The organism is Pseudomonas sp. TMW22090, assembly GCF_022496665.1.
In the GTDB taxonomy this organism is placed as follows: Bacteria; Pseudomonadota; Gammaproteobacteria; order Pseudomonadales; family Pseudomonadaceae; genus Aquipseudomonas; species Aquipseudomonas gregormendelii.
Genome location: NZ_SCFH01000010.1, coordinates 231,976 through 248,571, shown reverse-complemented (window position 1 = coordinate 248,571; position 16,596 = coordinate 231,976). Strand labels below are relative to the sequence as shown.

The window sequence follows — 16,596 nt, the reverse complement described above, 5'->3', positions numbered from 1 at the left end:
CGGTTAATCATCGGTTAATCGCCGTCTCTCATCCTGCCCCCACTTGCACAGGGATAAGGCTTACCCATGCGTCGAATTTTACTGCTTTTCGTTCTCCTGATATCGGGCATGGCCCAGGCCGCCAACGATCCATTCGCGACCAAACCGGACTTCCTTCCAGTAGGCAAGGCGTTCATCCTCACTTCCGAGCGCCTGGAGTCCGGTGAAACCCAACTTTTTTGGCAGATCGCCGATGGGTACTATCTGTACCAGCAGCGTCTGAAGTTCGACGGCTTGCCGCCAGAGCACAAGCCGGCCTTGCCCCCTGGCGAATCTCACAGCGATGAATTTTTCGGTGAGCAGCAGGTTTACCGCCAGGGCCTTGAGTTGAAAATACCGGCCGGTGCCACCGGCCAGGTGAAAGTAGGATTCCAGGGCTGTGCCGATGCCGGCCTGTGTTATCCGCCGCAAACCCAGGTCGTTGACCTGGGGGGGACAGTCATTGCCCCTGCCGCCGCCGAAGCGCCGGACCAGGCCCTGGCCAGCGGCCTGCAACAACGGGCGCTGGGCTGGAGCCTGCTGGTGTTCTTTGGCCTGGGCCTGCTGCTGGCATTCACCCCTTGCACCCTGCCCATGTTGCCCATACTCGCAGGGCTGGTCGTCGGCAGCGGCGCCAGCCCTCGACGCGGCTTCGCCCTGGCCGGCAGTTACGTGGTGTGCATGGCCCTGGTCTATGCCGCGATGGGCGTATTGGCAGCGATGCTTGGCGCCAATCTGCAGGCTTTACTGCAGAACCCCTGGCTGCTGGGCAGCTTCGCCGCCGTGTTTGTATTGCTGGCGTTGCCGATGTTCGGTTTTTTTGAATTGCAACTGCCCGTGGCCATTCGTGACCGCCTGGAAAATGTATCGCGCAACCAGCGTGGCGGCAGCCTGATCGGCGCTGGCGTGCTGGGTGCGGTGTCGGGGCTGCTGGTGGGACCTTGCATGACCGCGCCCCTGGCCGGCGCCCTGCTCTATATCGCGCAGAGCGGCAACGCCCTGCATGGCGGGCTGATCCTGTTCACCATGGGCATCGGCATGGGGATCCCGCTGCTGTTGCTGGTGACGGTCGGCAATCGCTTCCTGCCCAAGCCCGGCGCCTGGATGAACCTGCTCAAAGGCGTGTTCGGCTTCCTGTTCCTCGCCACCGCCTTGCTGATGCTGCGCCCGGTGCTGGATGAATCACTGTGGGTGGGGCTGTGTGGAGCATTACTGTTGATCGCGGCCTACAGCGCCTGGAAGCAATCGGAAGGTTTCGGCCGGGTTGCCCAGCTGTTCGGCGCAAGTTCCTTGCTGCTGGGGGTGTGGGGCAGCCTGCTGCTGATCGGTGCCGCCGGCGGCAGTGATGACCTGTTCAAGCCATTACAGGTCTACAGCACGGCAAATTCGACCAGCACCGCCCGCCCGGTTGGCCACGAGGCCTTCACCACCATCAAGGACCCGGCTGCGCTGCAACGGGAACTGGATGCGGCCAAGGCTCAAGGTCAATGGGTGTTGCTCGACTATTACGCCGACTGGTGCGTGGCCTGCAAAATCATGGAAAAACGCGTGTTCGGCCAGCCGCAGGTGCTCACGGCACTCAGTGACGTACGTTTGCTGCGTCTGGACGTAACCGCCGATAACGCCGCCAGTCGCGAACTTCTCGGTCGATACAAGGTGCCAGGGCCACCGAGCCTGCTGTGGATCGGCACCGACGGCGAGGAGCGACGTAGCCAGCGCATTACCGGCGAAGTTGATGCCGCCACATTCCTGCAACGCTGGAACCTCACCCGAGAGGCCCGTTAATGCTGACGCTCACCCTCGGCACGTTTGCCATTGCGCTCAATCACCTGCTGCTGATCGGTGCTCTGGCGCTGGCGACCTTTGTGGGTTGGCGAGCGGCCAGGCGCGGTGGCGAAAACCCCGAGTCGGTGCTGTTCAGCCTGTTCCTGATCGGCATGCTGGCGGCCCGGATCGGTTTCGTGGCGCTCTACTGGAAGCATTATCGTAACGATCTCTGGCAAGTCATCGACCTGCGTGACGGCGGCTTCCTCGCCTGGCCGGGGGTGATCGCGCTGTTGCTCGTTGCCCTCTACCGGGGCTGGCGCCGCCCGGGACTGCGTCGCCCCCTGGGGTTTGGCGTGGGTAGCGGCCTGGCGTTCTGGCTGCTCGCTACTTTTTCCCTCTCCATCTACGAACAAGGCACGCGCCTGCCGGAAATCACCCTGCGCAATGCGGCCGGGGAAACCGTGCGACTGGAGGATTACAAAGGGGGCCCGCTGGTGATCAATCTCTGGGCCACCTGGTGCCCTCCCTGTCGCCGGGAAATGCCGGTGCTGGAAAATGCCCAGCAACAGCGTCCGGACCTGACCTTCCTGTTCGTCAATCAGGCCGAAAGCATGCAAAGCGTAAGTACTTACCTGGAAACCCAGGGGCTGAGCCTGTCGAACGTATTGTTCGATGGCAGTGGCCGCCTGGGTCAGGCGGTGGGCTCCATGGCCTTGCCGACTACGCTGTTCTACAGCAATGAGGGCCGCCTGCTGGGCAGCCATCTGGGCGAACTGTCGGAAGCCAGCCTGGCCCGCGCCCTGGAAAACTTCGACAGCCCTGGTTCCGCCACTTCTTCAAGGAAACTGCCATGCCCCGCCTCCGCCACCTGCTGACGTTGACCCTGGGCACTGCCCTGCTGCACCTGCCATTCGCGCAGGCTGCCGAAGAATTGCCTGAAGCGATCAAGAAAATAGAAGCCAAGGGCGCAAAAATCGTCGGCCAGTTCGACGCACCAGACGGCCTGCGAGGTTACGCCGCGCAGTACCAGAACCGTGGCATGGCCCTGTACCTGACCCCGGATGGCAAACACGTGCTGCTGGGCAACCTGTATGACGCCGACGGCAATGACCTCAGCACCGCCCCCCTGCAAAAGCTGGTTTACGCGCCGATGTCCAAGGAAGTCTGGGGCAAGATGGAAGCGAGCAACTGGATTGCCGACGGCAACAAGGACGCACCGCGCGTGGTGTACCTGTTCAGCGACCCGAATTGCCCTTACTGCAACATGTTCTGGGAACAGGCGCGGCCTTGGGTGAAAGCCGGCAAAGTGCAACTGCGCCATATCATGGTCGGCATCATTCGCGAGGACAGCCCGGGCAAATCCGCAGCGCTGCTGGCCGCCAAGGACCCGCAAAAGGCCCTGGCAGACCACGAAAAAGCCGGCAAGGCCAGCTCGCTCAAGGCCTTGAAGGATGTTCCGCCGGCGATCCAGGCCAAGCTCGCGGCGAACATGCAGTTGATGGAAGAGCTGGAATTGTCGGCCACCCCGGCGATCTTCTATATGGACGACAAGGGTGAGTTGCAACAGCAGCAGGGCGCGCCGTCGCCGGATAAGCTGGTGAAGATTCTTGGGCCGAAGTAAGCGTCCGTTGGCTGCGGACTCCTTGAGTTCGCCTGTTTACTACTGACTGGAAGTTGAGTGTGGGTGCACGGCAATGACTCTACAGAAGGTTTCACTTAATGTGACTTACTGTTGAGTCATTTCAAACACCGCTGGTCTTTTCAACCTCAGGCATGGCAGCCCCAATCACTGCATTTCATTCCCAGACAGTCACAACCCCTCAAGCTCCGCCATCAGATCAGTCAACCGATCCACTTTCTCTTCGGTGATATCGCTCGCCGCCAGCCCATCGATGTATTCGGCCAGGTCCTCAACCGTACTGCACTCGAACATCGCCCGCAGCGGCACTTCGCGCTGCAGCGCTGTCTGCACCCGCGAAGCAATCTGCGTGGCCAGCAGCGAATGCCCGCCCAACTCGAAGAAATTATCGCGCACACCCACCCTGTCGACTTTCAACACCTGCGCCCAGATATCCGCCAGCTTCAGCTCAAGCTCAGTGCGCGGCGCCTGGTAGTCCTGGCTCTGCAACTGACCTATCTCCAGTGCTGGCAACGCTTTGCGATCCAGTTTGCCGTTGGCATTAAGCGGCATTTGCTCCAGCCACAGCCAGTGCAGCGGCACCATGTACTCCGGTAGCTCGGTGCGCAGACGCTGCTTGATGCGCTCCAGGCGTTCGCCGGAATTGAGCGCCGAATCCGCCGCTACCAGATAACCCACCAGGTGCTTGCCATTGGCGCCCTCCTGCACGCCCACCGCAGCGTCCCGCACTTCTGGTTGTTCGTGCAGGCGCGCCTCGATCTCACCCAACTCAATGCGATAGCCGCGAATTTTCACCTGATGATCGATTCGCCCGACGTACTCCAGCACCCCATCGCTGCGGCGGCGGGCCAGGTCGCCGGTGCGGTACAGACGATCCCCCGACGCGCCAAACGGGTTGGGCACAAATGCCTGGGCAGTGCGCAACGGATCGCTCACATACCCGCGGCCAACCCCTGTGCCGGCGACACACAATTCACCTACGGCACCCAAGGGCACCAGTTCCAGCGCGCCATCGAGCAGGTACAGGCGATTGTTGTCGGTTGGCATGCCGATCGGCAGATAACTGCTGCGGGTCGAGGCCAGGTCGACACGATGAAACGCCACGTCATCCGAACATTCCGCCGGGCCATACGCGTTCACCAGGCCGACTTGCGGGTAACGCAGCAGCCATTGGTGGGCCAGTTCAGGTGGCATGGCTTCACCGGTCGGCAGCATCCAGCGCAGGCCATCGAGGCTCATGTGTGCTTGAACGAGCATGCCCTGGATCAGCGACGGCACGCTTTCCAGCACGGTGACGCCCTGGGCCACCACGTGTGCCAGCAAGCCCTGCGGATCATGGGCGATGGCGTTCGGCACGATGTCCACACGTGCACCGAACAGCGGTGCCGCGAGGAACTGCCAGACGGATATATCGAAGCTTTGTGAAGCGGTCTGCGCGATCACATCGGCCTCGCCCAGCTTCAGGTACGGCACCTTGCTCAACTGATTGTTGAGCATGCCGCGCTGTTCGACCATCACGCCCTTGGGCAGACCTGTGGAACCGGAGGTGTAAATCACGTAAGCGAGGTTATCCGGTCCACTGTAGATCCCGGGATTGGCGACCGATGCAGCGCTCGCCTGCACCTCTTCCCAGACCAGCAACCTGGGCCGATGCGCACAGCTGAATGAATCCAGCAGCGAAACGGCCTGCTCCCGACAAGCCTGGGTGCACACCAGCAACGGCGTGCGGCTGAGATCGAGGATGCGGCTCAAGCGTTGGCTCGGCAGGCCCGGATCCAGCGGCAGATACCCCGCACCCGCCTTGAAGCTGCCGATGATCATGCCCAGCAATGCACAGTTGCGTTCGGCCAGCAGGGCCACCGGTTGATCCAGCCCCACCCCGGCCGCCAGCAGTGCATGACCGAGCCGGTTGCTGCACACGTTCAGTTCGGCATACGTGTGCCGCTGATCGAGACAGCTGGCCACCACTCGCTGCGGATGCCGGGCCACCTGCGCTTCGAACAGCGCCACGTAGCTCTGCTCCAGCGGATACTCATGGGCGCTCTGGTTGCAACCGTAGAGCAGGAAATCCCGTTCCTCGGTGCCCAGCAGCGGTAGATCCGCCATGTCACCATGGAAACCCTGTACCAGTGCCAGCAACAGGCGCTTGAACTCGGCGAGCATGCGCTCGACCGTGGTTTCATCGAAGAATCGCTGGTCGTACGACAGATGCAAGCCCAGGTCGTCCCCCGGATAACACACCGCCGTCAGGGGGAAGTTGGTGTGCGTACGGCCTGAGTCCGACGTGGCATTGAGGCTCTGCGCGCGGTCCAGAACGGAGACTTCGACCGGCGCGTTCTCGAACACGAACAGGCTGTCGAACAGCGGCTGGCCCTTGGGCAGCTCACTGTGTTCCTGGATGTTCACCAGCGGCAGGTACTCGTATTCACGCAGCTGCATATTGCTGTCGAGCAACTCGCCAAGCCATTGGCGAACGCTGCAACGCTGATCGTCCCCGGGCATCTTCACCCGCAGCGCGATGCTGTTGATGAACAGCCCGACCGTGCGTTGCATTGCCGGCATCTGCACCGGACGGCCGGCCACCGTGACACCAAACAACACGTCGCGATCACCGCTGAGGCGCCGCAGGACCAAGGCCCAGGCCGCCTGGGCGAAGGTATTGACGGTCAACTGATGGGCCTGGGCCAGTTCGCGCAGTTGCACACCGTCCCGGACAGCCAGACGGGTGTAACAGTCGCCGACGACCATGCCGCCGCTGTCGCCGGCATGCTCGCGCAGCAAGGGCCGATCGCTTGGAATCGGCGTTGTCCGTTCAAAACCCTGCAGATTGTCTTTCCACCACTGCCGGGCTTCGGCAAGGTTCTGCCGTTGCAGCCAGGCGATGTAGTCACGATAACGCGGCGGTAGCGATAATTGCGCTTCACGCCCCTCGCCCAAGGCGGTGTAGATCTCAAGGAAATCGTTCATCAATAGCGAACGGCACCAGGCATCGATAAGAATGTGGTGGTTGCTCATCATGAACCAGTAGCGCGCCGCGCCGACCCGGATCAGGCGCAGGTGAAACGGGGCCTGGTTGAGCAGGTCGAAGCCGGCTTCACGCTCGCTTTTGAGCAGCGCCTGCAACCTGGGTTCCTGCTCGGCCTGGGCAACAGCCGACCAATCGAGGTACTCGATCGGCGTGCTGCCCGGCTTGTGGATAACCTGCAGCATGTCCTCGCCAACGTTCCAGCAGAACGATGCCCGCAGGGCCTCGTGCCGGGCGATCACCGCGTGCCAAGCCTCGGCAAAACGTTGCGGGTCCAGTTCACTGTTGATGCGGTAACGGTCTTGCATGTAGTACAGGCCGGTGCCCGGTTCCAACAAGGTGTGCAGCAGCATGCCTTCCTGCATCGGCGTCAGCGCAAAGACATCTTCAATGAGCGCGGCAGGTACTGGCAGCGCATCGAGCTGGGGCTGGGTGAGTTTCGCCAGCGGGAAGTCCGACGGCGTCAGGCCTCCCGCGCCATCGCCCAGGCAATGCTCGATCAGACTCTGCAATTCTTCGAGGTAGGCGTGCGCCAGCTCGGCGATGGCCTGCGGGTCGTGACGCTCTGTACTGAAGGTCCAGCGCATTACCAGCTCACCGCCATAGACCTGGCTGTCGACGCTCAGCTCGTTGGGCAGCGGCGCCTCCGGATCGTGCGCCGCGCCGACCGGTTCGTCCAGCGGACGGAACAAGGCGTCGTCAGCAAAACTCTGGTCGAACTGGCCCAGATAATTAAAGGTGATCTGCGCCGCCGGCAAGGCCGACATGGCGTGGCGGCAGACGTCGTCGGCCAGGTACCGCAGTACCCCATACCCAAGGCCCTTGTGCGGTATGGCGCGCAGTTGCTCCTTGATTGCCTTGATCGTGTGCTCATGCTCAAGTCCTGGCGTCAGGCGCAGTACGAATGCGCTGGTGAACCAGCCAACCGTGCGGCTCAGGTCGATGTCGTCAAACAGGTTCTCGCGGCCGTGGCCTTCAAGTTGAATCAGCGCCGACTCGTGCCCGCTCCAGCGGCACAAAACCCGGGACAAGGCACTCAGCAGCAGGTCGTTAACCTGCGTGCGATAGGCACTCGGCGCCTGTTGCAGCAACTGGCGGGTGCGCTCGCCGTCGAGGCGTACGCTGATGGTCTCGGCGTGGCGATGCTGGCGTCCACCTTCAGGGCGGGCGCACGGCAGCGCAACATCCGGCCCTGCCAATTGTGCCTGCCACCAACCCAATTCCTCACGTAGCGAATCACTGCCCGCGTAGGCCTGCAGACGAGCCGCCCAGTCGCGCAAGGCGCTGGTTTTCGCCGGTAACTCGACGGGTTTTCCCGCGAGCAATTGACGATAAACCGTCTGCACATCGTCCAGCAGTACTCGCCAGGACACGCCATCCACCACCAGGTGGTGAATGGCGATGAACAGGCGTTGCTGACCCTGCGGTCCATCCACCAGCAGCGCCCGCAACAACGGCCCATGCTTGAGGTCCAGACTTCTCTGGGCGTCGGCGAACAGCGCGGTGCACTGTTCCATGGATTTGACCCGCACCTGCCACAGCACGGGGGTGTCGCTATCGATCCGATGTTCGGCGCGCCAGGCGCCAGCCACTGCGGTGAAGCGCAGCCGTAATGCATCGTGTTGCTCGATCACAGCCAGCAGTGCCTGCTCCAGGCAATGGGGTTCGAGCAGCACGGTCGGCTCTAGCAACAAGGCCTGGTTCCAGTGTTGAGGCTCAGGAATCTGGCTGTCGAAAAACCAGTGCTGGATCGGCGTCATTGGCGACTCACCGGTGAGCAGGCCTTGTTCGGCCACCACCTGTTCCGTACGCGTGGCGATGGCGGCGAGCGCCTGCACGGTCTGGTGCTGGAACAGGTCCCGTGGGCTGAAATGAATGCCCTGCTGACGGGCGCGGCTGACCACCTGGATCGACAGGATCGAGTCGCCACCCAGTTCGAAAAAGTTGTCGTTGAGACCCACCTGCGTGACGTTCAATACCTCGCGCCAGAGGCTGGCCAGGGTCAGTTCAAGCTCGCTGCCGGGTGCCACGTAATGCTGACGGTTGAGCGCCGGGTCCGGCGCCGGAAGCGCGCGACGATCGAGCTTGCCGTTGGCCGTCAGCGGCCAGTGTGCCAACAGGATCAGGTGCATGGGCACCATATAGTCCGGAAGCTGGGCATTGAGGTGAGCCTTGAGGGATTCGCGCAGGCTGCTCTGTTGCGCGTCATCCTGCTCGGCGACCGCCGTCAGCAGGTAGCCCACCAGCTGCTTGCCACTTGGCGCATCAAGCGCCAGCACCACCGCTTCACGCACCGACTCATGCTCCAGCAGGCGATTTTCGATCTCGCCAGGCTCGATACGGAAACCGCGAATCTTCACCTGATGATCGATGCGGCCGAGGTACTCCACCAGCCCATCGCCGCGCTGGCGCACCCGATCTCCCGTGCGGTACAGGCGTGTGCCATCGGCGGCAAAGGGGTCGGCCACAAAGCGTTCGGCGGTCATGCCCGGACGCTGGTGGTAACCCTGGGCCAGGCCGGCACCGCCAATGAACAGCTCGCCCGTCGCGCCCTGGGGTACCAACGCCAGGTCGGCGTCGAGGATGTACCCAACCCGGGCGCCGATCACGCTGCCGATCGGTACGCTGCCCATGCCCTCTTCCAGGTGTTCCGGGGCCAGGCTGGACAGGGGCATGACCACGGTTTCAGTGGGGCCGTAAGCATTGAAGAACAGGCTCGGCTTGAACGCCCCGCGAATTCGTTGCAGATGTTCGCCGGTCAAGGCTTCGCCGCCGGTGATGCACATACGCACTGGCAGGGTTTCATTGCGGGTGGCCAGCCACTGCGCCAACTGGCTGCCATAGCTTGGCGTGAAGCCAAGGATATTGATGTGGTGGCGACGGATCAGCTCGCAGATCTCCTGCGCATCCCACTGACCTTGCGCCCGCAAGACTACCTGGGCGCCGCTCAACAAAGGCACCAGCAATCGCTCGGTGGCGGCGTCGAAATTGATCGAATAGAAGTGCAGTTCGCAATCATCGACGCGCATGCCGAAGCGCTCGATCACCGCGCGGCAATGCATGGCGATTTCGCCGTGGGACACCATCACGCCCTTGGGTTTTCCGGTGGAACCCGAGGTGTAGATCAGGTAGGCCTGATGCTGGGGCAAGCTGCTGCGAGGCAACTCTGCCGCCGGGTAATCGGCCAGGGCGGCGCTGTCATCTTCAAGGCACCAGCGCGAAACGCCAGTCGGCAACTCGCCCAGGGCCGTGAACATGGCCGAGTTGCTGAGGAGCAAGCCGATGCCACTGTCCTTGATCATGTAGTGCAATCGGTCCAGCGGGTATTCCGGGTCCAGCGGCACGTACGCGCCGCCGGCTTTGAGTATCGCCAGCAGGCCGACCACCATCTCCAGCGAGCGCTCCAGCGCCAGGCCAACCCGCACCTGCGGCCCGACTCCACGCTCACGCAGCATCCAGGCCAGGCGATTGGCCCGGGCGTCGAGTTCGGCATAGCTCAGGGTTTGCCCGGCGAAGGTCAACGCCGGTGCATCGTTGCGCAGCAGCGCCTGTTCACTGAACAGGTGATGCACGCACTGGTCCAGACGATGCTCGCCCGGCTCCACGCCGAGGCTGCCGAGCAGGTGTTTCTGCTCGTCGGCGGCCAGCAGCGGCAACTCGCTCAGGCGCTGTTGCGGATCGACCAGCAATGCCTCCAGCAGGTTGCGCCAATGCCCGGCCATGCGCGCAATGCGCGGCTCATCGAACAGATCGGTGCTGTAGGTCAGGCAGCAACCCAGGCGATGGTCAAGGTCGGTGACTTCCAGGTTGAGGTCGAACTTGGTTGCACGAGCATCGTTGGCCAGGTACTCGACGGTCATCCCCGCCAGGGTGCGTTTTTGCTGGAATTCCCAGCGCTGCACATTGCACATTACCTGGAACAGCGGGTTATAGGCGGCGCTGCGCGGCGGCTGCAAGGCTTCCACCAGGTGATCGAACGGCAAGTCCTGATGGGACTGGCCTTCGATGACGGTGTGGCGCACCTGATCGAACAACTCGCCGACGGACATCTGCCCATTGAGCTGGCAGCGCAGTACCTGGGTATTGAGGAACGCCCCGATCAGTCCCTCGCTTTCCGGACGGATGCGGTTGGCCACCGGCGCGCCGATGCGCAGGTCGGTCTGGCCGCTATAGCGATAGAGCAATACGGCCAGTGCCGCGGTCATGGTCATGAACAGGGTCAGGCCATGTTGCGCATTGAAGGTTCGCACCCGCGCGGCCAGCTCGTCAGGCAGGTCAAAACGGTACAGCTCGCCCCGGTGGCTTTGCACCGGTGGCCGCGCTCGGTCGGCGGGCACCTCCAGCAACGGATGTTCCCGGCCCAGTTGCGCGGTCCAGTAGTCGAGTTGACGCTGGCGCTCGCCGGACTCCAGCCACTGGCGCTGCCAAACGCTGTAGTCGAGGTATTGCACCGCCAGCGGCACCAGGGGAGATTCGCGGCCATCGACCAGCGCCTCGTACAGTGCGCTGAGCTCCCGGGCAAAGATGTCCATGGCCCAGCCTTCGGTGACGATATGATGCAACGTCAGCACCAGGTAGTACTCCTGCAAGGCCGTCCTGACCAGGCAGGCGCGCAGCAGTGGACCTGTTTCCAGATCGAAGGGTTTATGGGCCTCGGCGTCAGCCAGAAGCTGGACCTGGCGCTCGCGGTCAGCGTCTGCCAGCGCGCTGAAATCCTGCAATTCCAGGAGCATGCTGCTGTGCGGGTGAACCTGCTGTCGAGCCACACCGTCGACACTCGGGAAGGTGGTGCGCAGGGTTTCGTGGCGCAGGATCAGCGCTTGCAGCGCAGCGTCGAAGCGCTTGACATCCAGCTCGCCGCGCAGTCGCGCCATGCCACCGACGTTGTAGGCAGGGCTGTCGGGCTCCATCTGCCAGAGAAACCACATGCGCTGCTGGGAATATGACAGCGGCACCGGCTGGCTGCGGTCAACCTGCTCGATGGGCGGCTGCCGATTGATGTTGCCGCTGATTTGGAGCAAGCGTACCTGTTCGGCGAACGCACCGAGTTCACTGTTCTCGAACAGGGCTCGCAGCGGCAGTTCGACGTCACACGCCTGGCGGGTCCTGGAGATGATTTGCGTCGCCAGCAAAGAGTGGCCGCCAAGGGCGAAGAAGTCATCGCGCAGGCCTATCTGCCCATGGCCCAATACCTGGTGCCAGATGCCGGCGAGCTGCTGTTGCAGCGCCGTCACCGGCTCGACATGCTCGCACACCTGCCACAGCGGCTCCGGCAAGGCCCGGCGGTCGAGCTTGCCGCTGGGGCTCAGGGGCATCGCGTCCAGGCGCATCAGTTGCGCCGGCACCATGTACTCGGGCAGCTCGGCCGCCAGGGCAGCGAGCAGCCGGGTGTTATGCCCGTCATGTGGCTCAGCGTCAGGCGTAGCGGTGTAGTAACCGATCAGCTGTGCACCAGCGACCGTGTCGCGCACCAGCACCGCGGCCTGGGCGACGCCTTCCTGAGCCAGCAGGCGCGCCTCGATTTCCTGCGGTTCTACGCGGAACCCGCGTAATTTGACCTGCTGATCGAGCCGCCCGAGATATTCAAGCACACCGTCTGCGGTCCACCGCGCGCGGTCTCCGGTTCGGTACAGGCGCGCCCCTGGCTGGCCCAGAGGGTCGACGACAAATCGTTCCGCAGTCAGCGCCGCACGTCCCAGGTAACCCCGCGCCAGGCCGAGACCGCTGATGCACAGCTCGCCCGGCACGCCGGCCGGGAGCGCATTCAATTCGCTGTCCAGTACCCGACACAGCACGTTCCCCAGCGGGCGGCCGATTGGCGAGCGCTCGCCGTCGGCGCGGGTGCAATGCCAGTGGGTGACGTTGATCGCGGTTTCGGTCGGGCCATACCGATTATGCAACTGCACGGCGGGCAACTGCGCCAGGACGCGGTCGCGCAGCTCGGGGGCCAGGGCTTCGCCGCCGCTGAACACTTGACGCAGGCTGGTGCACTCGGCGCTCAGCGGCTCGTCGATGAACAACGAAAGCAACGGCGGCACAAAGTGCAAGGTGGTGACGCCGAACTGTTGCACCAGCCTCGCGATACGGTGGGGATCGCGGTGCTCGCCAGGTCCGGCAATCAGCAAGCGCGCACCGGTCACCAGCGGCCAGAAGCATTCCCACACCGATACGTCGAAACTGATCGGGGCCTTTTGCATCAGCACGTCAGTCTGGTCGAGTCGGTAAGTGTCCTGCATCCACTGCAGCCGTTCGGCCAGGGCCGCATGCGTATTGCCCACGCCCTTGGGCTGGCCGGTGGAGCCCGAGGTGTAGATCACATACGCCAGGTTGTCGCCTTGCAGGTGCAGGCCCGGTGCGTGGCTCGGCCAGCTTTCCAGGTGCAGGGTGTCCATCGCGATGACGCTGACGCCTTCGGTGGCCGGCAAGCGGTCGAGCATTCCGGTCTGGGTCAGCAGCAACCCGACCGCGCTGTCGGCGAGCATGTAGGCCAGGCGCCCGGCAGGGTAATCGGGGTCCAGCGGCACGTAGGCACCACCGGCCTTGATGATCGCCAACAGGCCGATCAGCAACTGCGGCGAACGCTCGGCGGCAATCGCTACGCGCACGTCAGGACCGACGCCTTTATCGCGCAGATAATGGGCCAGGCGGTTGGCCTGGGTGTGCAGTTGGGCAAAATCGAGGCTGCCGCTTTCCCAGATCAGCGCCGTACGTTCGGGGGTCAGGCGCGCCTGTTCGTTGAGCTGGTCAGGCAGCCATTGAGTGGCCGGCGCGCGCGGGGCACCACTCCACTGCGCCAGTTGTGCCTGCTCGCTTGAGGTCATCAGGGGCAGGTCGCCGATGGCGGTACCAGGCTGCTGGCAAACCGCGCGCAGGAGGTTGCAATAATGCTCGGCCAGTCGCTCGAGGGTGCTGGCGTCAAACAGCTCGCTGGCGTAGTCGAAGGACAGGCTCAGGCGCCCCTTCTGGTCCTCTTCACTGTGCAATTGCAGGTCGAACTTGGCTTCGCGACTGTGCCACGGCAGCTCTTCGACCAACAGACCCGGCAGCCGCCGCAGTGCACTCAGGTCGCGCTGCTGGTGGTTGAACATGACCTGGAACAGCCCTTGTTCGCGCGCCTGGGGACAGGCTTGCAGCAGCTGCTCGAACGGCAGGTCCTGATGGGCTTGCGCACCCAGCGCGGCGTCGCGGGTCTGCGCCAGCAGCTCGACGAAAGGCTGCCGCGAATCCACCTCGGCACGCATGACCTGGGTGTTGATGAAGAAGCCGATCAGGCCCTGGGTTTCCAGGCGCGGACGGTTGGCGTTGGGCACCCCGATACGGATCTCGCGCTGGCCGCTGTAGCGATACAACAAGCTCTGGAAGGCCGCGAGCAGCAGCATGTACGAAGTCGATTGATGCGCCAGGGCGGTCTGGCGAATGGCATTGCTCAGGGCCCTATCGAGCTTCACGCCATGGCGTGCCGCGCGGCGCAGGTGCTGCGCCGAGCGCGGATGGTCGGTCGCCAGGTTCAACGTCGGATGTTCATCGCCCAAGTGCGCTTTCCAGTAGGCCAGCTGCCGCTCACCCTCCCCTTGCCCCAGCCATTGGCGCTGCCAGCTGGCGTAGTCGGCGTAATGGGTCTCCAGGGCACCCAGCGCGGCGGTCTGCCCCTGGGACGCGGCGGCGTAAATCCGCGAAAACTCGTCGATCAGTACGTTCAGCGACCAGCCGTCAGCGATGATGTGGTGCATCGTCACCAGCAGTTGATGGTCTTGCTCATCGAGGCGTACCAGGGTCACCCACCACAACGGGCCCTTCTCCAGATCGAACTGGGTCCGCGCTTCGTCCTCACGAATCTGCAAGGCACGGGCTTCACGCTCGGTCACCGGCAGGTGACTGATATCGATCACTTGCAGATTGAATTCAGCGGCGGCATCCACCTGCTGCAACGCCACCCCGTCATGCTCGAAAAAGCGCGTACGCAAGGCCTCATGACGCTCGATCAAATGCTGGAAACTGACGCGCACTGCGTTCTCATCCAGCTCGCCACGCAAGCGCAGGGCACCGGGAATGTTGTAGGCGCTGCTGTGCGGGTCAAGCTGCCAGGTGATCCACAACCGGTTCTGCGCCAGGGACTGTGGCAGCGCTTCGCGGCGTGGCAGGGCAGCTATTGTGCCTTGGGCCAGGCCACCCTCCTGCTGTTGCTGCAGGACTGCTGCGGTGAACGCGCCCAGGGTTGGCGCCTCGAACAGCAGGCGCAGGTTCAACTCCAGGCCGAGCGCCTCGCGCAGTTGGGCAATCACGTGGATGGCGGCGATGGAATTGCCGCCCAGCAGGAAGAAGTGATCGCCGGCGCCGAGCTGCTCGACCTGCAATTGTTCGGCCCAGATCTTGCCGATCAGGCCTTGCAGTTCAGACCCTGCTTCGCCCGTCGCCTCGTTGGCCGGGGTCGCTGACGGGAACTGTGCATAGCTGTCCAGGCTGCCCTCGGCCAGGCGAATGCGACAGGCCGAGCGTTGCAGTTTGCCGCTGGAGGTCTTCGGCAGCGCACCCGGATTGAGCAACACCACAACACCCGGGGCCTCCTGATACGCTTCGGCTACCGCTTGACGGATGGCCTTGATCAGCGCCTCGGGCGCAAGGATTTTCTGCACGCTGCGGCTGATTTCGGCGGCGATGCCGATGCCTTCGACACCGTCCACTGATACGGCAAATGCTGCGACGCGCCCCTTGCGCACCACCTCGACTTCGCGCTCGATGGTTTGCTCGATATCTTGCGGGTACAGGTTGTGGCCGCGCACGATCAGCAGGTCTTTCAGGCGACCGGTGATGAACAGTTCACCGTCACGCAGGAATCCCAGGTCGCCGGTTCGCAGCCAGGTGCGGCCGTGGTGCTGGACGAACGTCTCGGCACTGGCCTGGGGATTGCGCCAATAGCCGTGGGCAATGCTCGGCCCCGTGGCCCAGACTTCCCCCACGCAATTGTCTGCGAGTTCGGTCCGAGCCAACGGATCGACCACTCGCAGCCCATGGCCCGGCTGGCTGATGCCGCAACTCATGATCGCGCTGCCTGCACCCGCCTCGGCACGATTGGCGGCCAATGCCAGGTCGTCGACTCGCAGGCTGCCAATGCCTTGGCCTCGCGGACTGCCGGCAACGAACAATGTGGCCTCCGCCAGTCCGTAGGACGCCATGAAGGCATCCGGTGTAAAACCGCACGTGGCGAATTTCCTGGCGAAACATTCCAGCGTGTCGAGGCGAATCGGTTCGGAGCCGGAATACGCCACCCGCCAGCCACTGAGGTCGAGCTGCGCCAGGGCCGACTCGCTGACCCGCTCGCTGCACAGCCGGTAAGCAAAATCCGGTCCGCCGCTGATGGTGCCGCCGTACTCGCTGATCGCTTCGAGCCAACGCAACGGGCGCGCAAGGAAGTATGCCGGCGACATCAATACACAAGGTACGCCACTGAAGATCGGCTGCAGCAGGCCACCGATCAGTCCCATGTCGTGGTACAGCGGCAGCCAGCTGACGATCACGTCATCGGGGTTCAGATCGATACCAAAGCCTTGGCGGATCAGCGCCTCGTTTGCCACCAGATTGCCGTGGCTGACCTGCACACCTTTAGGCTGCGCCGTGGAGCCGGAGGTGTACTGCAGGAACGCGATATGCTCGTCCTGCACCGAGGGTTCGACCCATTGCCCGGCGAGCATGCGGTCGAGGGTGTCGACGCACAGCAGCGGCGGCGCTCCTTCGATTTGCCCCAGGGCGTCGCGCAGGCCGGCGCTGGTCAGCAGCAGGCGTGGCTCGGCATCGCTGATGATCGACAGCAGGCGTTCCTGATGATGACGCCGGCTTGATTCCGGCGGATAGGCCGGCACCGCGATCACGCCCGCATACAGGCAGCCAAAAAAGGCCGCGACATAATCCGGGCCGCTGGGAAACAGCAGCACCGCGCGATCACCCCGTTGCGTTTCCTGCTGCAACGCCCCGGCGATGGTCCGCGCCCGCTCATCAAGCTCGCGATAGCTGAGCACCAGCGCTTCATCCCGGGATTCGGCAAGAAACCTCAAGGCCACCCGATCCGGCGTCAGGGCCGCGCGGCGCTGGAGGGCTTGGACCAGATTGCTTGGAAGTTCGAACGCGTCGGTCATGGGGTTTCCTGCGAAAA

At 63.5% G+C, this 16,596-nt stretch carries 4 protein-coding genes; 3 read left to right on the top strand and 1 reads right to left on the bottom strand.

From position 1 onward, the window contains the following. The first annotated feature begins 66 nt into the window (after positions 1-66). From dsbD to dsbG, 3 genes are read left to right on the top strand one after another with little or no spacing between them, the layout of a single operon-like run. Positions 67-1,803 carry a protein-disulfide reductase DsbD gene (gene dsbD / locus EQV97_RS25155; protein WP_240890264.1) on the top strand — a complete coding sequence of 579 codons (1,737 nt, stop codon included), beginning with the start codon at positions 67-69 and terminating at the stop codon, positions 1,801-1,803. Beyond that, positions 1,803-2,660: a TlpA disulfide reductase family protein gene (locus EQV97_RS25150; RefSeq protein ID WP_045058124.1), complete on the top strand. Its 858-nt coding sequence runs from the start codon at positions 1,803-1,805 to the stop codon at positions 2,658-2,660. The genes dsbD and EQV97_RS25150 overlap by 1 nt, the downstream gene beginning before the upstream one ends. Next, positions 2,636-3,406 (top strand): thiol:disulfide interchange protein DsbG, encoded by a 771-nt coding sequence (gene dsbG, locus EQV97_RS25145; RefSeq protein WP_045058123.1) that lies wholly within the window; start codon positions 2,636-2,638, stop codon positions 3,404-3,406. The genes EQV97_RS25150 and dsbG overlap by 25 nt, the downstream gene beginning before the upstream one ends. 189 nt (positions 3,407-3,595) lie before the next feature. On the opposite strand, the gene EQV97_RS25140 is transcribed toward dsbG, so the two are convergent. Beyond that, positions 3,596-16,579, bottom strand: a complete 12,984-nt coding sequence (locus EQV97_RS25140) for a non-ribosomal peptide synthetase (protein WP_240890263.1) — start codon at positions 16,577-16,579, stop codon at positions 3,596-3,598. Positions 16,580-16,596 lie beyond the last annotated feature (17 nt).